The 23481-nt window shown below is 59.3% G+C and carries 15 protein-coding genes and 2 tRNA genes; 14 read left to right on the top strand and 3 right to left on the bottom strand.

Annotated features, from left to right (window positions below; translation table 11 throughout):
- Window positions 1-11: 11 nt before the first annotated feature.
- Both AC13Q5_RS03060 and AC13Q5_RS03055 read right to left on the bottom strand, forming a co-directional pair.
- Window positions 12-2198, bottom strand: a complete 2187-nt coding sequence (locus AC13Q5_RS03060; protein ID WP_488500811.1) for a glycosyltransferase family 2 protein — start codon at window positions 2196-2198, stop codon at window positions 12-14.
- Window positions 2199-2254: 56 nt separating this feature from the next.
- A complete protein-coding gene (locus AC13Q5_RS03055; protein ID WP_488500810.1) occupies window positions 2255-2794 on the bottom strand; it encodes a hypothetical protein in 540 nt (179 codons plus the stop codon).
- Between the two features lie 455 nt (window positions 2795-3249).
- Here AC13Q5_RS03055 and AC13Q5_RS03050 point away from each other — a divergent pair, with 455 nt between their 5' ends.
- From AC13Q5_RS03050 to AC13Q5_RS03030, 5 genes are all read left to right on the top strand, one after another.
- Window positions 3250-10713 carry a type I polyketide synthase gene (locus tag AC13Q5_RS03050; protein ID WP_488500809.1) on the top strand — a complete coding sequence of 2488 codons (7464 nt, stop codon included), beginning with the start codon at window positions 3250-3252 and terminating at the stop codon, window positions 10711-10713.
- A 62-nt stretch (window positions 10714-10775) separates the two neighbouring features.
- On the top strand, window positions 10776-12134 hold the full coding sequence (locus tag AC13Q5_RS03045; protein ID WP_488501159.1) for an aminotransferase class I/II-fold pyridoxal phosphate-dependent enzyme: 1359 nt from the start codon (window positions 10776-10778) through the stop codon (window positions 12132-12134).
- A 19-nt stretch (window positions 12135-12153) separates the two neighbouring features.
- Window positions 12154-13008 (top strand): SDR family oxidoreductase, encoded by an 855-nt coding sequence (locus tag AC13Q5_RS03040; RefSeq protein WP_488500808.1) that lies wholly within the window; start codon window positions 12154-12156, stop codon window positions 13006-13008.
- Window positions 13009-13139: 131 nt separating this feature from the next.
- On the top strand, window positions 13140-14717 hold the full coding sequence (locus AC13Q5_RS03035; protein WP_488500807.1) for an LTA synthase family protein: 1578 nt from the start codon (window positions 13140-13142) through the stop codon (window positions 14715-14717).
- Window positions 14717-16009: a capsule polysaccharide biogenesis protein gene (locus AC13Q5_RS03030; RefSeq protein ID WP_488500806.1), complete on the top strand. Its 1293-nt coding sequence runs from the start codon at window positions 14717-14719 to the stop codon at window positions 16007-16009. Before AC13Q5_RS03035 ends, AC13Q5_RS03030 begins: the two co-directional genes overlap by 1 nt.
- Window positions 16010-16370: 361 nt before the next feature.
- Here the strand turns inward: AC13Q5_RS03030 and AC13Q5_RS03025 are convergent.
- Window positions 16371-16446: transfer RNA gene (locus AC13Q5_RS03025), tRNA-Val, on the bottom strand.
- A 391-nt stretch (window positions 16447-16837) separates the two neighbouring features.
- Here AC13Q5_RS03025 and AC13Q5_RS03020 point away from each other — a divergent pair.
- From AC13Q5_RS03020 to AC13Q5_RS02980, 9 genes are all read left to right on the top strand, one after another.
- A tRNA-Asp gene (locus AC13Q5_RS03020) sits at window positions 16838-16914 on the top strand.
- A gap of 258 nt (window positions 16915-17172) precedes the next feature.
- Window positions 17173-17538 carry an NADH-quinone oxidoreductase subunit A gene (locus AC13Q5_RS03015; RefSeq protein WP_034489570.1) on the top strand — a complete coding sequence of 122 codons (366 nt, stop codon included), beginning with the start codon at window positions 17173-17175 and terminating at the stop codon, window positions 17536-17538.
- Window positions 17529-18110, top strand: a complete 582-nt coding sequence (locus tag AC13Q5_RS03010; protein ID WP_488500805.1) for a NuoB/complex I 20 kDa subunit family protein — start codon at window positions 17529-17531, stop codon at window positions 18108-18110. The genes AC13Q5_RS03015 and AC13Q5_RS03010 overlap by 10 nt, the downstream gene beginning before the upstream one ends.
- An 18-nt stretch (window positions 18111-18128) precedes the next feature.
- The gene (locus tag AC13Q5_RS03005; protein WP_075852281.1) at window positions 18129-18731 is read left to right on the top strand and encodes an NADH-quinone oxidoreductase subunit C; all 603 of its coding nucleotides are present in this window, start codon (window positions 18129-18131) and stop codon (window positions 18729-18731) included.
- A 66-nt stretch (window positions 18732-18797) separates the two neighbouring features.
- Entirely contained in the window at window positions 18798-19988 is a 1191-nt protein-coding gene (locus AC13Q5_RS03000) for an NADH-quinone oxidoreductase subunit D (RefSeq protein WP_047627059.1), read from the top strand.
- Window positions 19988-20305 carry a hypothetical protein gene (locus AC13Q5_RS02995; protein ID WP_075852282.1) on the top strand — a complete coding sequence of 106 codons (318 nt, stop codon included), beginning with the start codon at window positions 19988-19990 and terminating at the stop codon, window positions 20303-20305. Before AC13Q5_RS03000 ends, AC13Q5_RS02995 begins: the two co-directional genes overlap by 1 nt.
- Window positions 20306-20320: 15 nt before the next feature.
- Complete coding sequence (gene nuoE / locus AC13Q5_RS02990) at window positions 20321-21328, top strand: NADH-quinone oxidoreductase subunit NuoE (RefSeq protein ID WP_488500804.1); 1008 nt, start codon at window positions 20321-20323, stop codon at window positions 21326-21328.
- 10 nt (window positions 21329-21338) lie between these two features.
- Window positions 21339-22643, top strand: coding sequence for an NADH-quinone oxidoreductase subunit NuoF (gene nuoF, locus AC13Q5_RS02985; protein WP_149636600.1), 1305 nt, complete (start codon window positions 21339-21341; stop codon window positions 22641-22643).
- 9 nt (window positions 22644-22652) lie between these two features.
- Window positions 22653-23444 (top strand): NADH-quinone oxidoreductase subunit E, encoded by a 792-nt coding sequence (locus tag AC13Q5_RS02980; RefSeq protein WP_457880091.1) that lies wholly within the window; start codon window positions 22653-22655, stop codon window positions 23442-23444.
- Window positions 23445-23481: the final 37 nt, after the last annotated feature.

The following is a 23481-nucleotide window of genomic DNA, read 5'->3' as shown; positions in this document are numbered from 1 at the left end:
GACAAATTGCGCTACGGCATCGACGGGATATACAGCCGCGTCGGCACCACGATCCTCGGATCCGATTTGTCGCGGCTATAGGCTGGGTTCAGCGCGCGGTCGATGAACTCTTGCGTGGCGTGCAGCCGGCGCAAGTTCTGCTTTTCCTGTTCGAAGCGCTTCTTCCGCTCGCCGGATTTGTCCGAGCCGCGCGACAGCGATTCATGGTGATAGAGGCAGGCAAAGGGCGTCCAGACGATGCGATAGCCGGCCTTGTATGCCCGCAGGCAATAATCCACGTCATTATAGGCGACCGCGAAATTCTCCTCGTCGAAAAGGCCGATTTTCCGCAGACAGTCGCCCGAGATCAGCATCACCGCTCCGGTCACGCAGGTCATCGTGTTGCGCACATGCAGCCGGTTCATCGGACCGCCGAACTCCTTCGGCTTGTTCATATACCAATGGCCCGCGAGGCCGCCGAAGCCGATCACCACGCCGGCATGCTGCACCTTGTCGTTGGAGAAGAGCAGTTTGGCGCCGACGATGCCGGTCCTGTCATAGGCGACGCAGGAGACCATCTCCTTCAGCCAGTCCGACTCGATGACCTCGACATCGTTGTTCAGGATTAGATAATGTTCCCCGGTCGCCGCCTGCAGGCCGCGATTGACCGAGCGCGAGAAATTGAAGGCCTCCGGTTTGACCGTTGCCGAAAATCGCGGCTCGCTGCGGCGGTAGCGCTCGTAGAGATCAAGGACGGATTGATCCGTGGAGCCGTTGTCGACGACCAGGACTTCGAAGTTCGGATAATCCGTCTTTTCGAAGAGGTCGCCGAGGATGCGCGAAATCAGATCGAAATTGTCCTTGCTCGGGATGATGATCGAGATTTTCGGCCACGTGTGTGGAGCTTCGAAGGTGACCCGATGCAGGGTGTTGGTGAGCGCGCCTTCCACGGCTATCTTCTGCTGCCGTTGCTCGAACCTTTCGGTCAGCGCTTTTCTGGCGTTCGCGGTAGCGACATCCATGAACTTGCGCGAGTAGGTCTTGCCATTGCGGCGCCACCAGTAAGCCGGATAGGGCAGGTGGAGGATGCTATCCTCGGGGACGCCCTCCAGATAGCGTAGCAGCAGATCATAATCCTGCGAGCCGTCATAACCCATGCGCAGATAGCCGATATCCCGAAGGCGGCTGTGGCGGTAGATGGAAAAATGGTTGATATAGTTGACGCCGGTCAGCAGCACGGAATCATAGGCTGGCTTCAGCATGACACCGGTTGGCTTCAAGGTATCATCGACCACCAGCTCATCAGTGTAGACGAAATTCGCATCTGGATTTTGCTCCAGCGTCCGCCTGATAATCTTGAAGGCATGCGGTGCGATGACATCGTCATGATCGAGAAAGGCGATCCATTGCCCCTGTGCCTGGGACAGGCCCGCATTGGTGGCGGCCGCGATGCCGCCGTTGCGCTCGTTCAACACAAAGCGGACATTGTCTTTTGATTGCCTGCTTTGATACCACTGCCGCGTTTCCGGCGACGTCGAGCCGTCATCGCTCAGGATGAGCTCGGCGCCCGTTTCGCCCTGTGCTTCAAAGGATCTGACGAGATCGTCCAGATAGTGAGGCGGCGCGTCGTAAACCGGGACGACGACGCTGATCCAGGTCCCCACCGTTGCCGATACCGGAACGGTCTCCAGATCGGAAGCAAGCCGATAGCTCGCCTCGGCATATTGCACTGTCAGGCTTGGACGCCGTCGCCCGAAACGCAGCCTGGGCAATTTCATCCAATGTTGCGGCAGTTTGCCAAGGTCGATGCGTCTGGTTCCTTCATCCGCTCCGAGTCTGTCGGTTATATATTTCTCCGCGGACTTTGCGGACGTAAAAGCCACAGCAGAAAATTGGAAGCGAGTCGGGAACGTGGCCGGATCGGCCCGCAGGGCACAGATGGTACCAACAGAACCGATGTCCGCTGTGATGATGAAGCGCTGCCCTTGCGGAAAGGAAACCGTATCCTTTTCGCGAAAGCCATAACCGCGATTGATATAGAACTTCGGATCGATGGGCTCATCGATTGCGGCGATATCAATGACGATCAATCTCTTGCGAACGGGCGGAAACCTGATCTCGAATGCGGGATCGTCCCCCAGGGATTTCCAGAGGCTTAGATCGGCATCAGCAGACATTTCCCGTTCAAGATCGGCGTTCGGTACGATTTTGAGTGTCATCGAAATATTGGTTTCATCTATATGGTGAGAGGGGTCTTGCCCGCGAAAATCCTGCTTTAGCCTATGCCGCTGAGAGGTTCAAAACGTATGCCGGGAAATGCCGGGCTCGCGTGCCGCCGCATTGTCTCGATCGAGTGCCGCGTGGCATCGCGAGCGGAGAGCCGACGCTCGCGGTCGCCGACCAGCAGGTCGATGGCAGCCAACCACTCATCAGCGGTATTGCCGATGTGAAACTCTCCGGTGACAGCGCAGCGTTCGAAAGTCGGGCATCGAGAAAACACGGCTGCGGCCTGCAGGCGGCTGATGTCGATACGCTTGGTGTCGGAGCGGCTCGCATTCGTCCTTCCCGGTAGAAGGGGGGCCAGAGCGATATCGGCTTGGTGATGGGTTGTCTTGGCGAGGTAGGCTGGCCAGGAGAGCGGCGGGATGATCGACATTCTCGCCGCGTCGATCCCTTGCCGAGCCCAGCGGCGGGCAAGCGGGCCGGCGGCAAAGACCTCGAAATGCAGATTGCTGTGCTTTTGCATCGCGGCTCTGACGATCGGCCTCAGGAACTCGTGCTCGTGGCGATGCACGCCGGTCGCGTGATAGGCCATCTACGTGTCGCGCCATCCGTCCGTCGACATCAGGAAGTTCTTGAATCTTATTGGTACGCCGCTAGGTATCGCGTCCCAGGGGGCAGCAACAGCGGTGAATCTGGGGCAGTAATCCTGGAAAAATGGAGGGGCAGTGGCTCTGTCTAGTCTACCTGCGCCTCCATTCGTTGGCGGATGCCGACATCTGTATGATTGTGACGGATCGTGCCTTGTCGGCAACGGAAATTCATCGCGAACTGACTTGCGGAAAACAAGACAATCGTCGCAAGCAATAGCTGCGATCTTCGACTTGGACTGAAGAGTGTAAGAGATCGCATATTGCATCGGTTGTTGCGCCGCCGCATATTGGTTGCACACGCAAATTTTTTGTCGATAACAACCACAGATAATAATGTGAGCAGCTGATATTGAATTTGGCCAGTTTGGTGCACTTCTTCGAGTATTGCTGAGAGATCATGACAGTTGAAATTATCGGACGCGCAAGCGTTGCCCCTGGGGCGAGTTCGATTGACGAACTGCAGCTTGTCCTCAAGGAGGGGCGTTGCACCGTAAGCCGCATACCAGAGGAGCGCTGGGATCTCGCGCGCTTTTGGCATCCGGCTGTTGGTATTCAAGGAAAGACTTACAGTTTTGCAGCCGGCGTCTTCGATAATGTCTACGCTTTCGATGCCGCGGTTTTCGGTCTTTCCCAGCGCGAAGCGATGCAGATGGATCCGCAACAGCGCATCCTGCTGAATATAGTCTGGCGCGCCTTGGAAGATGCAAACCTGCCGATCGATGGATTCGAGGGGCAGCGCGTCGGCGTCTATGTCGGAGCATCCTCCCTTGAGTACGGCAATCTGACGCTGGAGGACCCCGCCTCCGGTAGTCCGTATTTCATGACGGGCAATACGCTTTCCATCGTTTCCAACCGCATCTCGCACATATTCGGCTTGCGCGGACCGAGCATGACGATCGACACCGCCTGTTCGTCGTCGCTGGTCGCGCTCGACCAAGCGGTGAAGGCGCTGGAAGGCGACGAGATCGATACGGCGATTGTCGGCGGCATCAATATCTTGCTCAACCCCATGTCCTTCGTGGGTTTTGCCCAGGCGCGCATGCTGTCGCCGGAAGGACTCTGCCGCGCCTATGACGACGACGGCCGCGGTTATGTTCGCGCAGAAGGTGGTGCGGCGATCGTGTTGCGCCGGACGGACGTTGCGCTGCGCGAGAAGGACCGCAGCTATGGCAGGATACATGCGGTTGGCGTCAATTCTTCGGGACGCACCAACGGCATTTCCATGCCGTCCCGTGAGGCGCAGGCCGCCTTGCTTCAGTCGATCTATGAAGGCCGCAATATCGATGTCAATCGTATCGCCTTTATCGAGGGGCATGGAACGGGGACGAAGGTCGGCGATCCCGCCGAAATATGGGCGATCGGCGAGGTTATCGGACGCAATCGACGCGCTCCGGTGCCGATTGGCTCGATCAAGACGAATATCGGCCATACCGAACCTGCATCCGGCCTTTTCGGGCTGCTGAAGGCCGTCATCGCACTGGAGAACAATTTCCTTCCGGCTTCGTTGCATTTCGATCATCCGAACGAGTCCATCGACTTCGAGGGTTTGAACGTTCGGGTCAACACATCAACGATCGAGCTTCTTCCTGCCAAGCAGGCGCGCTTTGCCGGGATCAATTCTTTCGGCTTTGGCGGAACGAACGCTCACGTTGTCATCAGTGACCCCGATCCGATTGCGCCGCCGGAGCCGCCAATCCGGGGCGAAGGAGTCGTTTTTGCCGTCAGCGCTCACACGGCGTCGGCTCTTTCGACACTGCTCGAAGACTACAGGACCCGTCTTGAGGCTGCCGAGCCCAAGGAGGCTCGTCAGATTGTTGCTTCCGCTGCCGCCAATCGCGAGCCCATGCGCCACCGCTTTGCAGCCCGCGCAAAGGACAGCACCGCCGTGCTTGCCGCGATCGATGCGCATCTCGCAGGCAAAAGTTCACTCGGCGAGGCAGGCGAAGCTCCAGCGCAAGCCGCCAAGATCGCCTTCGTCTTTTCCGGCAACGGCTCGCAATGGGCGGGAATGGGTGTCGGAGCCTATCAGGAAAACCGTCATTTCCGGCAATGCTTTCAGTCCTTCAGTGCGCTTTTTGAGTACTATCTTGGCGAGAAGCTGACCGATGTTCTGGTCGCTTCCGATGTTGCCGCACGCTTGGCCGATACCAAGATTGCGCAGCCATTGCTGTTTGCAATCCAGGCTTCTCTTTCTGATTGCCTATGGTCCATGGGGGTCAAGCCCGATGCGGTCTTCGGCCATTCGGTCGGCGAAATCGCAGCCGCATATGCCGCCAAGGCGCTGACAGCTGCCGAAGCGGTTGCAATCGTCGCCAAGCGCTCGCTGCATCAGGATCTCCTTGCCGGCGAGGGCAAGATGGCCGCCGTTGTGCTTGGCGAGGATGCCGCGCTGGCTTTTGCGAAATCCAGGGGTCTCGACAATATATGTATCGCGGCGATCAACGCTCCGAATTCGGTAACGATCTCAGGTCCGGCCGATGAGATAGAGGCCTACAGGGACGCTGCGCGCAAGGCTCAGATCGTCGCGCATGTCCTTGATATCAATTATCCGTTCCATCATCCTATTATCGATCGCGCCAAAGAGGCGTTTTTTGCGGATCTGCCCGACCTCGCACCGGATAGCGGGACGGGGATCTTCATTTCGACCGTGACAGGCGAACTGCGCGACGGGCGGCTGCTGGATACGCAATATTGGTGGCGCAATGTTCGTGATCCCGTGCTCTTCAAGGCCGGTTGTCAGGCCGCCATGGCAATGGGATGCAACCTTTTCATCGAGATTTCGCCGCGCCCGATCCTTTCGAATTATGTGGCGGAGATCGCCAAACAGGCATCGGTTCAGGTCATCGCGATACCGACCTTGCTGCGGGAGGCGCCCGTCGCTGACCATGATCCGGTTTCGCAATCATTTGCGCGTGCAGTCGCCAACGGAGCGCCTGCGCTGCGTGGGCGCGGTAGCGCCACCCGCAACGCCTTCGTCAATCTGCCGCCTCTGCCTTTCGAGCCGGTGGAACTTCGCACCCCTCCAACGACGGACGAAATCGATATCTTCGGTCGGGATCACAAGAGCCCATATACGCTGCTCGGTTGGCGTGCCGATCTTAACGGTTCGAATTGGAAGAACCATCTTGATGCCCGTCTTTTCCCGGACCTTGCCGAACATGTGGTTGATGGCAAGGCAATCATGCCGGGCAGCGGCTTCGTCGAGATCGCGGTAACGGCGGCGCAACGCTATTACGGGATAGATGAGGTTGAAATCGGCAATCTCGAAATCATCCGGCCGCTCGAATTATCCCAGGATCGAATGGTCGAACTGTCGACCATCCTGTCGCCTGAGACCGGAGATATCGAGATCCGGTCGCGCGAACGCCTCAGCCATGACGAATGGACGGTTCACGTGGTTGGACGTTGCCGCAGGCCGCTGGCGGGCGAGGGGAGCAATAAAACCTTCGAGCGATCGGGCAAAGAGCGCAAATCGACATTGAGCTCCGATGTGACTTACGAAACGGCGGAACGTTTCGGATTGCAGTACGGCCCGAATTTCCGGCTTCTGTCGAAAGCCGTGGCGTTCGGCCATCATGTGATCGAAGTGGATTTGAAACCAGCCGCCCCGCCGTCCCACCCGTTCGGCCGCCATAATCTCAACCCCATGTCGGTCGATGCGGCGTTTCACGGCCTCGTCGCATTGTTCGATCAGTTCTCCGGCGATGAAACCGGTGCCCCCTATATTCCCGTGCACTTCGGCACCGTGAGAGCTTTCGGCAAGGGAAGACCGATCGTCAAAGCCGTCATCGAGATCGAGCGGTTCAGCGCGAATTCGATCAAGGCCCGTTTCACCCTGTTTGATGCCGATGGCAGGCCGCTTGTCGTTCTTGACGATTGCCGTTTCCGCCGCACGCAGTTGCGTCGCAGGGCGACGCTCGATTCCGTCGCTTTTCATTATGAGAGCATGCCCTCGGTTCTTTTCTCCGACGGAGACAGACCTAGCGCCGGCATCCGGCCGATTTCATCGCACGGCGACTCTGGTGAGAGCCATGAGCTCAATAATGCAAGCCTTCTTCTCGATGCTGCAATCTATCGGGCCTGCCATGATATTGCGCTGAAGGTGGCCGACCGCAACGGCACTGTCGCATTCTCCGGCCTTCCCGGCGATCCCGAGTTCAGGTCTTTCCTCGTCAATTGCCTCTACATTTTGGAAGACGCCGGCATCGCGGAAACGGGCGATGGCAAGTGGCATGTTCCACTGGAGCCGACGTTGCCGCCGGTGGCGGAGTTGCTGCAGGAAATCTATCGCGAGGACGCCGGGCGCGTGGCCGAGAGTGTCCTCGTTGGCGACGCCTATCGCGAGACGCTTGAGCATCTGGCGATAATACGGCCGCATGTGCTGGAGCGTGAGCCTGCGGCCCTAGGTGCAAATATGCCGGGTGGGGCGACGCTGGAGCATGTGCTTGTTCATTCTCCCTTGAGTGAGAGACGGCTGTCGATGTTGGCAGAGGCATTGGCTTCCTCCATCGAAGCCAATGCCGGTGCAATCGGGCACGTTCTTGAGCTCGGCTCTGTCTCGGTGGCTTTCAGTCGAAAGCTGGCAACGATCGCTGCGGCCGCAGGCGCATGTCTCGTGATCGCCGAGCCGCGCGAGCAAGCTCGCCGAGCATTGGAGATCGCCTTCGAGCGTGACGCCCATGTTATTGTGGCCGATCCGGTCGGGCTGACCGATCGTCATGTTGCCGACATCGTGGTCGCCTCCGGCGATCAGAGCCAGTATCTGATGCGCCACAATGACGAGATCAAGCGGATGGTCCGGGCGGTGGCGGCCGGCGGCGCACAGCTGCTGCTCGCCGATCGCGCACCGAGTGCATTCAACGATTTCGTCTTCGGCCTGTCCGAAGGCTGGTTTGCCGATAGTCAGTCACCGGAATTCCCAGTCGGACGGCTGGGTACGCCTCAGCAGATTGACGATCTTCTCGGTAGTATGGGCTTTGCCAAGCCTCTGATCCGCGAATGGACCTTCCCCGAAGGCGCGCTGATCAGCGTGTCGGCCGTATCCGAACGGCAACCGGAAGAGGCCATTATCGTAGAAGCCGTCGATCCGATCCTGATCTTGTCGGAGCAGGGCGGGAAGGGTTTCGGCAAGCTGGGCAAGAATATAGCGGTCATCGATCTCGACGCATCGTCTCCGGATCTTGTCGACGCCCTCGATGCGATTGATCCGGATACTCGCCGCGTCGTTTATCTTGCGGATGTGAAGCGCGGCGATGCAGCGGAGCTCTCGCTGTCGCGTCTCTCGGCGTTTACGCAATTGGCGAGCCTGTTGTCGCAAGGCAGCGATGGAGCGCGGCCTCGACTCGTCATAGTGGCGCCCGGCGGCTCTCCGCTGTCGGCTGGCTTTGTCGATGATGCCAATGCCGGCCTATGGGCCTTCAGCCGCGTCCTTCAGAACGAATATGACACGTTCGATGTGCATCTGCTGGATGCCGATACGGCTGACAGTCGAACGCTCTCGGTGATCGATACCCTGATGGCCGCGGAAACGGATAATAGGGAATGGTTCCTGGATCGCGGGACGGGTAAGGTCCTGGAAATCCGAGCCGTGGCCGGTCCCTTCGATGCCATCGAAGCAAGCCGCAGTGATTTCACAGCGGCAACGATCCGCCAGCATGTGGGCGGCCGTCTGGATAGCGTGGCCTGGGAGGAGACGAGCCTTCCCGCACTCGATGAAGGAGAGATTGTCGTCTCCGTCGAAGCCACCGGCCTGAATTTCCGGGATGTCATGTGGGCTATGGGCCTTCTGCCCGAGGAAGCATTGGAAGACGGCTTTGCTGGTGCCACGATCGGCATGGAATTCGCCGGACGAGTTCTTGCTGTGGGCGATGCGGTAAATGATCTCAAGCCGGGCGATAAGGTGATGGGGATCGGGCCTGCCGCATTCTCGACCCATGTGCGCGTCCATCGCGATGGCGTGACAAAGCTGCCGGAGCAGATGGAAACCGTTGCCGCCGCCACCGTGCCGGTTGCCTTTCTGACCGCCTATTATGCGATGGTCGAGCTTGGACGCATTCAGCCGGGCGAAACCATCCTGATCCATGGAGCTGCAGGCGGCGTCGGCCTGGCAGCACTCCAGATTGCCAAGCATCGGGGCGCCAAGGTGATCGCCACGGCCGGCACGGCCGAGAAGCGTGGTTTCCTGGAGATGCTCGGCGCCGATCATGTGCTGGATTCCCGCTCGCTGGATTTCGTGTCCGGCGTGCGGCGTCTTACGGACGGTGAAGGTGTTGATCTTGTTCTCAATTCGCTCTTTTCGGAAGCGATGGAGCGGAGCATCGAGCTGGTCAAGCCTTTCGGTCGTTTCCTGGAGCTTGGCAAGCGTGACTATTATGCCGACCGCAAGATCGGCCTACGTCCGTTCCGGCGCAATGTCAGCTATTTCGGTATCGATGCCGATCAACTTCTGGTCAATGTACCCGACCTGACACGGCGCATATTCAGGGAGATCGGTCAGCTTTTCGCTGAGGAAAAGCTGACGCCGCTGCCATATCGCGCCTTCGCTTATGACGAGATCGGCAATGCTTTCCGGCTGATGCAGAATGCCGGCCATATCGGCAAGATCGTGGTGCGCCCGCCTGCTGCGGGTATCGACAGCGTCCTGCGGGCGCCTGCGAAGTGCCTGCGCTTCGATGCCAGGGGCGTTTTCCTGGTTGCGGGTGGCATTGGCGGCTTCGGATTGTCTGCCGCCGACTGGCTTGTTTCGAAGGGTGCGCGCCGCATAGCGCTGTGCTCGCGCCGAGGCATTGCCGACGCGGAAACGAAAAAAGCGATCGCCGATTGGGCCAAGCGAGGTGTCGTGACGACGCTGCATGCCTGCGATATCACGGACGCTGTCGCGGTCGAAACGTTGCTTACCTCGCTTCGCGCCGAAGGAGCGCTGAAGGGTGTCGTTCATGCCGCCATGGTTCTGGACGACGCGCTCCTTGCCAACCTGACGCCAGAGCGCAATCGCCCCGTTCTCGAGGTCAAGATCCGTGGTGCCGAGAATCTGGATCGTCTGACGCGCGACGACAAGCTGGAGCTTTTCCTGCTGTTCTCCTCGGCAACGACCATGCTCGGCAATCCCGGTCAGGCTAACTATGTGATGGCAAATGGCTATCTTGAGGGCCTGGCGCGTGCGCGTCGGGCCGTCGGTAGGCCTGCGCTCGCTGTCGGTTTCGGCGCCATCGCCGATAAGGGATTCCTTGCCCGCAACATCGAGGTCAATGATCTCCTCTCCAAGCGCATCGGCAAGGCGGCGCTGAAGGCACGCGACGCTTTGGAGCAGGTCGAGCGCTACATGCTGGCCGACAGAGGTGCGGTCGATGCCGCAGCGGTTATGATCGCCGAGATCGATTGGAACGCCGTTCGCCTGCTGCCGATCTCCGGCCGGTCGCTGTTCGAGCCGCTGATGCGGCATGCGGGCAGCCATCAAGCTCTGAACGAGGGCGACAGCATCGATCTCAAGGAGCTGATCAAGGGGAAATCGGAAGGGGAGGCTCAGGCCGCCCTGCATGCGCTCGTCGCTGCGGAGATTGCCGCCATCCTGCGCGTGACCGAGGACACAGTGACTCCCGACAAGGTTTTGAAGGATATCGGCCTCGACAGCCTGATGGCCATGGAACTCGGCATGAGCTTCCAGCAGAAGACCGGCTTCGATATTCCCTTGAGTGGCGTCGGCGAGGGTACGACCGTAGGCGATGTCGTTAGCCGTTTGCGTGATCGTGTCATGAATCGCAATGGTGATGATGCCAATGGTGACGCGGCAGGTGATGACGGCGTGGTCGAGCGTCTGGCGCGCAGCCATGCCTCAGAACAGGAAAAAAGGGCCGTCCAGTGACCACGTTTGATGCCGAAGATGGCAATCCGGCGGAGCAGAAGAAAAGCAAGCTGCTCGAGCAGATGCGCCGCGTCGGCGAATCTTCCGGCCGCAATCGAACCGAACGGCTCAACCGACAGCCGCAGGCACAGTCGCGTCAGGCTCCGCGTTTCGAGGATCTGCCTGAATATAAGCGCGTCGCAACGCAACGCATGGCGGGCGAACTGCTCGGTGTTGCCAATCCCTTCTACCGGTCACACGATGCAGCGGCAGGCGCGACGACGCACATTGGCGGGCGCGAGTTCGTCAATTTTGCTTCCTATGACTATCTCGCGACCAATACCGACCCGCATGTTGCCACACGTGCCAAAGAGGCGATCGATCGCTTCGGAATCTCGGCTTCGGCAAGCCGGCTGGTTGCAGGAGAGCGACCTGATCATGTCGAGCTCGAGCGTGGGCTCGCCGCGGTCTATGGCGTCGATGCCGCCGTCTGCTTCGTCAGCGGCTACCTGACCAATGTCACTGCGATCGGCTGCCTGATGGGGCCGCAGGATCTCGTGATCCACGACGAATTCATTCATAACAGTGCGCTTGCCGGGATCAAGCTTTCCGGCGCGGCGCGCCGGCTGTTCCAGCATAACGATGTCGACAGCCTCGAAAATATCCTGAAGACGCTGTCATCGGATTTTCGGCGCATCCTCGTCATCGTCGAAGGAATCTATTCGATGGATGGCGATATCGCCGATCTGCCAGCTCTGCTGGAATTGAAGGCGCGCTACGGTTTCTGGCTGATGGTCGACGAGGCGCATGCGCTCGGCATTCTCGGAAAAACGGGCCGCGGCACCTTCGAGCATTTCGATCTCGACCCGCGTGATGTCGATATCTGGATGGGCACGTTGTCAAAGACCACGTCGAGCTGCGGCGGCTACATCGCCGGCAGCAGCGCCCTTGCCGATATTCTGAAAGCGGAGGCCGGCGGTTTCGTCTATAGCGTCGGCCTTTCGCCCGTTCTCGCCGCCGCCGCTATCGCTGGCCTCGATATCCTCAAGTCCGAGCCGAAGCGAACCGAGCGGCTCAGGCGTAACGGTCATCTGTTCCTCAAAGAAGCGAAGGCTGCGGGTCTCGATACCGGCCTCAGCATGGGCCACTCGGTCGTGCCCGTCATCGTCGGTGATTCGCTTCGTGCGGCGCAGCTTTCGAACGACCTACTCGCCGAAGGCATCAATGTGCTGCCTATCATCCATCCGGCGGTGCCGGAGGGTATGGCTCGCCTTCGTTTCTTCATCACCTGTAATCACACCGAGGAGCAGATCCGGCGTGCGGTCGCGCTCACGGCCGAAAAACTCAAGAGCTTGAAGGACCGCAATTTCGGTCTTGCCTCGCTGGATATGGACAAGATGATGCAGTTGCTGCCCCTGGCTCAGGCCCCAGGCAGCTCGTAAGTTCGGGGGCGATCGTCTCATGCACGTTATCGTCACGGGAGGTTCAAGCGGAATTGGTCTGGCGGTAGCGAAGCTTTATGCGGCCAGAGGCGCTCGGGTTTCTCTTCTTGCTCGCGATATGGGGCGCCTCGAAGCGGCACGTGCCCAGATCGCAGCGCTTCCCGGTGTCGATGGTGCCTTTATCCGGACGGCTGCCGTTGATGTAGGCTCGGCCGGTCAGACCATGGAGGCGGTAAAGCTTTGCGAAGCGTCCTTCGGTCCTTGTGATATCCTCATAGCCTCCGCCGGTATCGTCGAGCCCTGTGCCTTCGATGCAATGCCGGAATCGGTTTTCGATGAGCAGATCTCCATCAATGTCCTCGGGACGGCCAATGCAGTTCGCTCTGTTTATAAGGGCATGAAGAGCCGGCGTGACGGCCGGGTCATGATGATCTCTTCGGGCGCGGCCTTGATCGGTATCTTCGGCTACACCGCCTATTGCGCGTCCAAATCGGCGTTGGAGGGTTTTGCCGAGGCTTTGAGTGCTGAGGCTGGTGCTTCGGGGGTAAAGATTTCCGTCTGCTTCCCACCCGATACAATGACGCCGCAATATCGTCGGGAAATCTCTCTCAGACCTCGCGAAGCGGAAATATTGATGGGGTCCGTCAAACCGTGGAGTGCGGAGGCGGTCGCGGCAAAAATTGTCCACGGCCTGGATCGCGGCAAACAAAGAATCCACTTCGGATTTTCGCTGACGGCGCTTGCATTTTTCGGCCCACTGATAAAACCGCCGCTGCTATGGTGGTTTTCGCGCAAGACGCGAAAAATATTTGGTGAGGAGGGGGATCTTGGTCTTGCCGATACCGCCGAGCAAGGCTTTGATAGTGATAAGTAATACGAAACAACTACCGGTGTTGCGCTGTCGGTGAAACACGTGCAAGAGAAGGTAAGTCAGGCAATTGGCGGCCCGTTCCTCGCGGATATGAAAAATGCTGCGAAGGCGGCGGGCATTTGGATGGCGCAATCTTGAAGCTTCATGATTTTCCAGTTCTTTTGACGCTTGCCTGCTTCGCGTTTTCCTGCGTCATCGTCCTGCTGACGGATCCTTTCGCCATGCCGGCGACCATCACCGCCGAGAATCGCCCGAAAAGAAGCTGGCGGCGGGTGGCCTGCGACTGGGCGGCAAGGATTCCGGTCATCATATTGATCTATGTCGCCTTCTTCGCCATTTCCTGGCGCCCGCTCTACAGCACGCAGGCCGTCATCAGCTTCTTCGTCATCTTCACGGGCATATCGAGGGCGAAGTTCGAGTTTATCCGTGAGCCTCTGGTTTTTTCGGACATCGCGCTCGTCGTGGACGTCTTCAAATACAAGGAGATCTTCTACGCGACCTCGCTAAACATCGTCTTCTGGATCATCGCCTTCGCTTATGTTTTCGGCCTCAGCGGCCTCTACATGTATCTTGAGCCATCGGTTTTGCCGGCGTCGAACCAATTGCTATGGGTCCTGCTGATGTTGGTTGTCGCCTTCGCGCCATGGCTTGCTTTGTTCAGCAGGGTCGTCAGCGAACCGGTCTGCCGTTTCACACAGAAGTTTCTCGGCAAGGTTGACGTTAAGATCGATACGGTGCGCTTCGGTACCTTCGCCTCGGTCGTCTTTCATTTCGTCATCTGGGTCGGTGTCCGGCGCGAGGCGATCGTCGCGGAATTGTCCGGGCGCTTCATGTCGGCGCTTCAGGAGCTTTGGGAGCATGGTGAAGACGAACCGCTCATCGTCGTCTGGCAATCCGAATCCTTCATCGATTTGAGACATTTCGGCGTCGACAATATCAAGCTGCCCAATCTCGACCGTCTGCGCGAGCAGGCCGCGCAATGGGGCCGCATGACCAGCGTCTTCGAGGGCGGCTATACGCTGCGGACCGAATTTGCAGTGCTGAGCGGGCTACTGCCCGAAAATGTGCATATCGATGCCAGCTACCCCTATCTGCGCGCCAGTCACTACAAGGATGTGGTCTGGCCGGCTCGGCTCAAGAAGGCAGGCTGGAAGACACAGTTCATCCATCCCTACGACAAGACGTTCTTCCTCCGTCATAAGGCCTTGCCGCAGCTTGGCTTCGACCGAATGATGATGCTGGACGAGTTCGATCACAATCCGGAGCGCGATGGCCCTTATGTCAGCGACCTCTCCCTGACGAAGAGCGTGATGCGGACGATCGACGACGATGGCACGGGCAAGAATTTCCTCTTTGTCGCATCCATGGCGAATCACGGCCCCTGGGAGCCGGGCCGCTGCGGCGACCTCGTCAATCCGGTGGATATCTATGGCGAGCTCCTGATGCGCGCCGATCACGCGCTCGGCAATCTCGCCCATCACCTCGATAGGCTGGACCGTCCGGTTTGGCTGCTTTTCTATGGTGATCATGCGCCCTTGCTGAAGGCCTTTGCCGATCCGTTCCCAGATCCGCGCACCGATTACATCATCGTTCCGCTTGGACGAGCGCGCGCCCATTCGCAAAAGCCGCAGCCGTCGCAGGAAGAGGCCCCCTGGAACCTGTTCGGTACATTGTTGCACTATGCGGGCCTTGCCACCGAGGTTCCGGAGTGATGCCCAGCGGGGAGGGCACTGCCCCCGCGCGCGTCTTCCTGTTCCTGCAGGGGCCATCCTCGCCGTTGTTCGTCGAGATCGCCAGGATCCTGGAAATGGCCGGCAGCCGTTGCATCCGCATCAACCTGAATGCCGGGGACTGGATTTCCTGGCGCTGGCGCGGCGCCTCCAATTATCGCGGCGATCTTGCCGGATGGCGCGCCCATGTGAGGCAGCGAATCGAGGCCGAGAACGTCACCGACCTGATCCTGCACGGCGAAGAGCGCCCCTATCATCAGGTCGCCATCGAGGAGGCTCGGCGCGCTGGCGTTACAGTCAATGTCGTCGAGATGGGATATTTGCGGCCGGACTGGGTGACACTCGAGCGAGACGGCCTCTCCTCCAATTCGCATTTTCCGGTCGATCCAGACCATATATTGAAGGCGGCGTCCAAGCTGCCGGAACCGGATTGGAAACGCCGTTACAGCCAGACTTTCCTGGCGGAAGCACTTTACGATCTCGCCTATTATCTCCCGACCGTCTTTCTGTGGTTTCTCTATCCCGGCTATCGGCGGCACGGGCTTTACCATCCCTTGATGGAATATGCCGGCTGGCTGAGGAAACTTCCTTCCAGCGGCAGGAGGGCACGAGAGGCAGAGGGTGTGATCGAGGATCTGATTGCCGGCGGCAAACGATTCTTTGTCTATCCGTTGCAGCTTCAGACCGATTTTCAGTTGCGAGCGCACTCGCCCTTTCATCAGCAGCAGGACGCTATTCGGCTGATTCTCCGTTCCTTCGCGGAGAATGCTACGCCCGACGCGCATCTCGTCCTCAAGCTCCATCCGCTCGACAACGGGCTCGTGGATTGGCGGGCCTATGTTGATCGCATCGGCGCCTCATGCGGATTGTCGCCTCGCATCCATCTGATCGATGGTGGCAGTCTCGATCGGTTGATTGCCGCCAGCCAGGGCATGGTGACGGTCAACTCGACTGCGGCGCTTTCCGCGCTGCAGGCGGGGAAACCTGTCAAAGCGCTGGGGGCTGCGATCTACGATATCGATGGACTGAGCGATCAGGGCGGCCTGGATCGATTCTGGCTGGAGCCGATGCCGCCGTCGCCGGCGCTGCGCGACGCATTCTTTCGTCTGCTGGCCGCGGCCGTACAGGTGCGCGGCAACTTCTGCTCCGGGGAGGGCGCGCGCGCCGCCGCCGCGCAGATTGCCGAAAGACTATTGTCACGGACGGTCAATCTGCCTGACGCCTACATCGACCTGCCGCTGAGGCGGCGGCCGATAAAGCTTCATGTGCCGTAACGGCGATGCAATGTAATGGAAGAAGAATTGGTAGCGCTGCGAGGTCTTCAGGCTGAAATTGACAATGCGGTCCCTTACATGTGCACTGACGCGGAACTCAGCGCGGCGATTCGACACTGGGAATGAATGTGAATAACGGTTTGCGGGGAGCAAACGCCATGGATGACAGCAAGATGGAACGATTCATGTTGAAGGAGCTGCTGATGATTATCGCAGCCCTCGTGCTTGTTTCCGTGGTGCTTCTGGCCGTCATTATTCTCGGGAACTACTGAAACGCAGGCGTTGGGCGCGAAGCATCGCTCATCGTGAGCGCAAAGAACCGCCGGCGGCCAACTAAACTGACTATCGAATTCGTGAAGAATGGTGGGCGATGAGAGACTCGAACTCCCGACATCCTCGGTGTAAACGAGGCGCTCTACCAACTGAGCTAATCGCCCTTCTGCGAAGCGGGTCATTGGCCCGTCGCGTTCGGTGGCCGTGATCTATGCGGAACGACGACAAACCGCAAGAGTGTTTGTGAAGATTTTTTGATTTTTTTGAATTTTGCACCCCTCCGATCGTGCTCATCCACATGAGCGGGAGTGAGGCTTGCCGGATCGCCCCTGTGCATATCAGGCGCGGATGAAATGCGTGGAGCGGGAACCTGCCATGCCAAATCGCCGGAACGGAAAGTTGCGGGCGAGCTTGTCCAAAACAATTCGCACTCTGTCATCGATTTGTATTCAAACCTGCTTGACACCCAAACACGAACCCCGTAGTTAGCCGCTCATCGAACGGCGAGGGCCGCTTTGATGGGTGCGGAAGCATCTGGAATGCTTGAAATGAAATGCGGGTGTAGCTCAGTCGGTTAGAGTGCCGGCCTGTCACGCCGGAGGTCGCGGGTTCGAGCCCCGTCACTCGCGCCATTCTCTCCAAGCCATTACAATCAAACATCAATTTATTGCGATTGCGAAGGAGCCTTTTCGCATCAGCGCCGATTTGTCGCGTTGCCGTCGCAACACATTGATATCTACCGCTCGATAGTACCCTAACGGACAGATTCAAAAGGCTTGCGCGCGCGCTCCGGCTGCGCTAACCACGGCTTTGTTGCAACGCTCTTTCGCTTGCTGGGCATTTGCTCAGATGCGCCGCCCCGGCGCTGATCGCAAGCAGGGATGGACATGATGACTGGACTGCTCAGTTCCTATATTCCGATAGCGATTTTCATTGGTATTGCCTTGGTAATCGGCCTGGCGCTGTTGATCACGCCGTTTGCCGTCGCCTTCAAGGCGCCTGACTCGGAAAAGCTGTCGGCTTACGAATGCGGCTTCAATGCATTCGATGACGCCCGCATGAAGTTCGATATCCGCTTCTACTTGGTATCGATTCTCTTCATCATCTTCGACCTGGAAGTCGCCTTCCTCTTCCCGTGGGCCGTTTCGTTCGGTGCGATCGGCTGGTTCGGGTTCTGGTCGATGATGGTGTTCCTCGCGGTGCTGACCATCGGCTTTATTTATGAATGGAAGAAGGGAGCCCTGGAATGGGAGTAGCCCCAAGCAACACGACGCTCGTGGCGCCGCAGCCGAAGGGGATCATCGATCCCGCAACCGGCAGGCCGATTGGCAGCAACGATCCGTTCTTCGGCGAGATCAACAACGAGCTCGCCGATAAGGGTTTCCTGGTCACCTCGACCGATGAGCTGATCAACTGGGCGCGTACGGGCTCGCTGATGTGGATGACCTTCGGTCTCGCCTGCTGCGCCGTCGAGATGATGCAGGTTTCCATGCCGCGTTACGACGTTGAGCGCTTCGGTTTTGCGCCGCGCGCTTCGCCGCGCCAGTCCGACGTCATGATTGTCGCCGGCACGCTCACCAACAAGATGGCTCCTGCGCTCCGCAAGGTCTACGACCAGATGCCCGAGCCGCGTTACGTCATCTCGATGGGCTCCTGTGCCAATGGCGGCGGTTACTATCACTATTCCTACTCCGTCGTGCGCGGATGCGACCGTGTCGTTCCGATCGACATTTATATTCCGGGCTGTCCTCCCACGGCAGAAGCGCTGCTTTACGGCGTGCTCCTGCTGCAGAAGAAGATCCGGCGCACCGGCACGATCGAACGGTAAGGCAGGGGACAAGGTATCATGAGTGAAGCCCTGAACGAGCTCGCCGCCTACCTCACGGAAGTTCGCAGCGCCCTGATCTCCTCGAGCGAGATCAAGTATGGCGAGCTGAACGTGACGACGACGACCGAAAACGTTATCGCCCTTTTGACCTTCCTGCGTGACGACGCCAAGTGTGGCTTTGTCAACATGACGGATATCTGCGGTGTCGACTGGCCGCAGCGCGCCGAGCGCTTCGACGTGGTCTATCATCTGCTGTCGCCCAAGAAGAACCTGCGCATCCGCGTCAAGGTTCCGGTCGGCGAAGATCAGCCTGTTCCTTCCGCCTGTGCCGTCTATCCCGGCGCTGATTGGTTCGAGCGCGAAACCTGGGACATGTACGGTGTTCTTTTCACCGGCCACCCGGATTTGCGCCGCCTGTTGACGGACTATGGTTTCGAAGGTCATCCGCTGCGCAAGGACTTCCCGACGACCGGTTTCGTTGAGGTCCGCTACGACGATGCCGCCAAGCGCGTCGTCTACGAGCCGGTGGAACTGAAGCAGGAATTCCGCAACTTCGACTTCCTGTCGCCGTGGGAGGGCACCGACTACGTGCTCCCGGGCGACGAGAAGGCGAAGGCCTGATTGTTGGCGTGTGGCGGGCTTCGGCCTGCCATTCTCTGAAATTCTGAAAACGCGAGCATCGCCGCCATGACAGAACATAACGTTCGCAACTTCAACATCAATTTCGGCCCGCAGCACCCGGCTGCGCACGGCGTTTTGCGTCTTGTCCTCGAACTGGACGGCGAAATTGTGGAACGCGTCGATCCCCATATCGGCCTGCTGCATCGCGGCACGGAAAAGCTGATCGAGACGAAGACCTATCTTCAGGCCGTTCCTTACTTCGACCGCCTCGACTACGTGGCGCCGATGAACCAGGAGCATGCCTATGCCCTGGCCGTCGAAAAGCTGCTCGGCATCGACATCCCGATCCGCGGCCAGCTGATCCGCGTGCTCTATTCGGAAATCGGCCGTATCCTTTCCCATCTTTTGAACGTCACGACGCAGGCCATGGACGTCGGTGCGCTGACGCCGCCGCTTTGGGGCTTCGAAGAGCGCGAAAAGCTGATGGTGTTCTATGAGCGTGCCTCCGGCTCGCGCATGCACGCGGCTTACGTCCGTCCGGGCGGCGTTCACCAGGATCTTCCGGAAAAGCTCGTTCAGGATATCGGCGACTGGTGCGATCCCTTCCTGAAGGCACTGGACGATATCGACGACCTTCTGACCGGTAACCGCATCTTCAAGCAGCGTAACGTCGATATCGGCGTGGTCTCGCTGGAAGACTGTTGGGCCTGGGGCTTCTCGGGCGTCATGGTCCGAGGCTCGGGTGCTGCCTGGGATCTGCGCAAGGCGCAGCCTTACGAATGCTACTCCGATCTCGAATTCGACATTCCGATCGGCAAGAATGGCGACTGCTACGACCGTTACCTCATCCGCATGATCGAAATGCGCGAGTCTGTCCGTATCATGAAGCAGTGCGTCAATCGCCTGCTCGGTGATGCCAAGACCGGACCGGTTTCGTCGCTGGATGGCAAGGTCGTCCCGCCGAAGCGCGGCGAGATGAAGCGCTCGATGGAAGCGCTGATCCACCACTTCAAGCTTTACACCGAAGGCTATCACGTGCCGGCCGGCGAGGTTTATGCGGCTGTCGAAGCGCCGAAGGGCGAGTTCGGCGTCTATCTCGTCTCGGACGGTTCCAACAAGCCGTATCGTTGCAAGATCCGTGCACCGGGCTATGCGCATCTGCAGGCCATGGATTTCATGTGCCGCGGTCATCAGCTCGCCGACGTCGCGGCCGTGCTCGGTTCGCTCGATATCGTGTTCGGTGAGGTGGATCGTTGATGCGCAGCTGGCAGGTCCTCATTCCAGCGCTTCTGGTTGCCTGCGGTGCTTCGGCACAGCAGACCATCAACTCGCAGGGCCTGCCGACCCTCAATCTGCAGAATTCGAATGCGACGAGCACGAATTCTGCCAAGGGTGGAAACGAGGTCACGTCGGGTGGAGATTCGACCATGGCGGACCTCCTTTCTCGCGGTTACCAAATCAAGGCCGCCGTGCCGAATGGCGGCAAGTTCGTTGTGTTTATGCAGAAAGACCAGTCGGCCTATGCCTGCGAATTTTCGTCTCTGACGAATACGCGGTGTGGGTCCTTAAACTGAGATAAGGCGTGAAAGATGTCCGTTCGTCGACTAGCCGAAGATCAATTCCAGCCAGCCGCCTTCGCCTTCAATGCGGAGAATGCGGTCTGGGCTGAAAAGACGATCCAGAAATATCCTGATGGTCGCCAGCAATCCGCGATCATCCCGCTGATGATGCGCGCACAGGAGCAGGAAGGCTGGGTCACCAAGGCGGCTATCGAAACGATCGCCGACATGCTTGACATGGCCTATATCCGGGCGCTCGAAGTCGCGACCTTCTATACGCAGTTCCAGCTGAACCCCGTTGGTACGCGCGCCCACATTCAGGTCTGCGGCACGACGCCCTGCATGCTGCGCGGCGCTGAGGGGCTGATCAAGATCTGCAAGAGCCGGATCAACGACCACGCCTTCGAGCGCAACGCCGACGGCACGCTTTCCTGGGAAGAGGTCGAATGTCAGGGCGCCTGCGTCAACGCACCGATGGTGGTGATCGGCAAGGATACCTATGAGGATCTGACGCCGACACGTCTCGAAGAGATCATCGATGCCTTCGCCGCAGGCAAGGGCCATGAAATTCAGACCGGCCCGCAGATCGATCGCGTTTTCTCCGCTCCGGAAGGCGGCTTGACGTCTCTCCTGTCGGATGAGGCGAAGGCAAAGAGCTCGGCGAGCAAGACGGCCAAGGCCACCGCCGAGGTTGTGGCTCCCCCGCCGTCCGAGATTGCGTCGGAGAAGGCTGACGCTGCGAAGAAGCCGTCGCTTGACGACAAGGATCGCCCCGCCGGTATCGAACGGCCGGCGCAGCCGGACGATCTGCAGCTCATTTCAGGCGTCGGCCCGAAGATCGAAGGCACCTTGCATGAGCTTGGCATCTTTACCTTCGCGCAGATCGCGGGCTGGCATGAGGCCGAGCGTCATTGGGTCGACAGCTATCTGAATTTCAAAGGCCGTATCGAGCGCGATGAATGGGTCAAGCAGGCTGAGGCACTCGCTAAGGGTGGCGAAGCGGAATATATCAAGGTCTTCGGCAAGAAGCCGCGGTAAGAGGTGAAGCATGTTACAGGATCAGGATCGCATCTTTACCAATATCTACGGCCTCAAGGATAAATCCCTCAAGGGCGCAATGTCGCGCGGCCATTGGGATGGCACGAAGCAAATTCTCGAAAAAGGCCGTGACTGGATCATCAACGAGATGAAGGCGTCCGGCCTTCGCGGTCGTGGCGGCGCAGGCTTCCCGACCGGTCTCAAATGGTCCTTCATGCCGAAGGAAAGCGACGGTCGCCCGCATTATCTCGTCGTCAACGCCGACGAGTCCGAGCCCGGCACCTGCAAAGACCGTGACATCATGCGCCACGATCCGCATACGCTGATCGAAGGCTGCGTGATCGCCGGTTTTGCCATGGGTGCCAATGCTGCTTACATCTATGTTCGTGGCGAATACATGCGCGAGCGTGAGGCACTGCAGGCGGCGATCGACGAATGCTATGATGCCGGATTGCTGGGCAAAAACAATAAGCTCGGCTGGGATTTTGATGTTTACGTTCATCATGGCGCCGGCGCTTACATCTGCGGCGAGGAAACCGCGCTGCTCGAAAGCCTGGAAGGCAAGAAGGGCCAGCCACGCCTGAAGCCGCCGTTCCCGGCCAATATGGGCCTTTACGGCTGCCCGACCACCGTCAACAACGTCGAATCCATCGCCGTTGCCCCTACGATCCTGCGTCGCGGCGCCGGCTGGTTCTCGTCCTTCGGCCGCCCGAACAATGTCGGAACGAAGCTGTTCATGCTTTCCGGTCACGTCAACCGTCCCTGCACGGTCGAGGAGACGATGGGCATCACCTTCCGCGAGCTGGTCGAAAAGCACGGCGGCGGTATTCGCGGTGGCTGGGACAACCTGCTTGCGGTCATTCCCGGCGGCGCATCGTGCCCGGTCGTTCCGGCGGCTGACATCATCGACTGCCCGATGGATTTCGACGGCCTGCGCGAAGTCAAGTCGTCCTTCGGCACGGCAGCGGCGATCGTCATGGACAAGTCGACCGACATCATCAAGGCGATTGCCCGCATCTCGGCCTTCTTCAAGCATGAGAGCTGTGGCCAGTGTACGCCGTGCCGCGAAGGCACGGGCTGGATGTGGCGCGTTCTCGAGCGTATGGCTCGTGGCAATGCCCAGAAGCGCGAGATCGACATGCTGTTCCAGGTGACGAAGCAGATCGAAGGTCATACCATCTGTGCGCTCGGTGACGCAGCCGCATGGCCGGTTCAGGGCCTGATCCGTAATTTCCGTCCCGAGATCGAGAAGCGCATCGACCAGTACACCGCCAATGCGACGAGCCACGGCGCGGTGCTGGAAGCAGCCGAGTAAGGATCGAAGATGGCGAAGACCAACGATATCAGGCAGGAAAGTGGAGCAGGCGGCGATGTATCGGCCGATCTCGGCCGCTTTGCTGCCGATATGTTTGGGAAAGCGCCGATCATGCCGATCCACCCGTTGATGGCCCATCCGGCTGCAGCCATTGCTGCGGTCACGGCCATCGGCTTCGGCTTTACCTCGCAGCTGGCGGGTGCATTCCTCGGTGCTTTCCAGGGCGCCGTTGAGGCAACCACCAAACTGGCCGAAGCCCTGGAAGACGAAAAGCATCAGGCTGAAGTCGCTGCGAAGCCGGCGGCCACGAATAGCGGGGCAGGGGATGCGAAGCCTGTAGAGGCGGCGCCCGTTGTCAAGACAACAGCGCCGAAGCCAGTCGCACCGAAGCCGGCTGCTGCAAAGCAGAAGCCGGCTACCGTGAAGAAGGCCGAGCCGAAGCCTGCTGTCGCCGCACCCAAGGCTGCGACGACAACTGCAAAGAAGACGGCGAAGGTTGAAGTTACCGCGCCGGCTGCCGCAAAGAAGGTTGAAGTTGCAGCGCCAGTCGCCGCAAAGACAGCTCCCGTGCGCGGCCGCAAGGCTGCCGAGAAGGCCGACGACCTGAAGCGGATTTCCGGCGTCGGTCCGAAGCTGGAGCAGGTGCTGAACGGACGCGGCATCAAGCGATTTGCCGATATCGCCGCCTGGAGCGATGCGGATGTCGAGCGGATCGATGCGGAATTTGGCTTCGACGGCCGCATCCGGCGCGACGACTGGGTCGGTCAGGCGAAGGCGCTGCTGCCGAAGGGCAGGAGTTGAGATTTTTCCTCGGCTGTATCGCGGCCGGGGAGGGTGA

The sequence above is a fragment of the Martinezella sp. CNPSo 3964 genome (genome assembly GCF_057784375.1).
Note: the sequence above shows the minus strand (reverse complement) of the source record. Positions and strands in the feature narration are given on the sequence as shown.

What these genes read in the sequence shown, in the direction of transcription:
- AC13Q5_RS03060 (WP_488500811.1), bottom strand. Translation starts at nt 2,198, where the DNA reads ATGACACTCAAAATCGTACCGAACGCCGATCTTGAACGGGAAATGTCT.
- AC13Q5_RS03055 (WP_488500810.1), bottom strand. Translation starts at nt 2,794, where the DNA reads ATGGCCTATCACGCGACCGGCGTGCATCGCCACGAGCACGAGTTCCTG.
- AC13Q5_RS03050 (WP_488500809.1), top strand. Translation starts at nt 3,250, where the DNA reads ATGACAGTTGAAATTATCGGACGCGCAAGCGTTGCCCCTGGGGCGAGT.
- AC13Q5_RS03045 (WP_488501159.1), top strand. Translation starts at nt 10,776, where the DNA reads ATGCGCCGCGTCGGCGAATCTTCCGGCCGCAATCGAACCGAACGGCTC.
- AC13Q5_RS03040 (WP_488500808.1), top strand. Translation starts at nt 12,154, where the DNA reads ATGCACGTTATCGTCACGGGAGGTTCAAGCGGAATTGGTCTGGCGGTA.
- AC13Q5_RS03030 (WP_488500806.1), top strand. Translation starts at nt 14,717, where the DNA reads ATGCCCAGCGGGGAGGGCACTGCCCCCGCGCGCGTCTTCCTGTTCCTG.
- AC13Q5_RS03015 (WP_034489570.1), top strand. Translation starts at nt 17,173, where the DNA reads ATGACTGGACTGCTCAGTTCCTATATTCCGATAGCGATTTTCATTGGT.
- AC13Q5_RS03010 (WP_488500805.1), top strand. Translation starts at nt 17,529, where the DNA reads ATGGGAGTAGCCCCAAGCAACACGACGCTCGTGGCGCCGCAGCCGAAG.
- AC13Q5_RS03005 (WP_075852281.1), top strand. Translation starts at nt 18,129, where the DNA reads ATGAGTGAAGCCCTGAACGAGCTCGCCGCCTACCTCACGGAAGTTCGC.
- AC13Q5_RS03000 (WP_047627059.1), top strand. Translation starts at nt 18,798, where the DNA reads ATGACAGAACATAACGTTCGCAACTTCAACATCAATTTCGGCCCGCAG.
- AC13Q5_RS02995 (WP_075852282.1), top strand. Translation starts at nt 19,988, where the DNA reads ATGCGCAGCTGGCAGGTCCTCATTCCAGCGCTTCTGGTTGCCTGCGGT.
- nuoE (WP_488500804.1), top strand. Translation starts at nt 20,321, where the DNA reads ATGTCCGTTCGTCGACTAGCCGAAGATCAATTCCAGCCAGCCGCCTTC.
- nuoF (WP_149636600.1), top strand. Translation starts at nt 21,339, where the DNA reads ATGTTACAGGATCAGGATCGCATCTTTACCAATATCTACGGCCTCAAG.
- AC13Q5_RS02980 (WP_457880091.1), top strand. Translation starts at nt 22,653, where the DNA reads ATGGCGAAGACCAACGATATCAGGCAGGAAAGTGGAGCAGGCGGCGAT.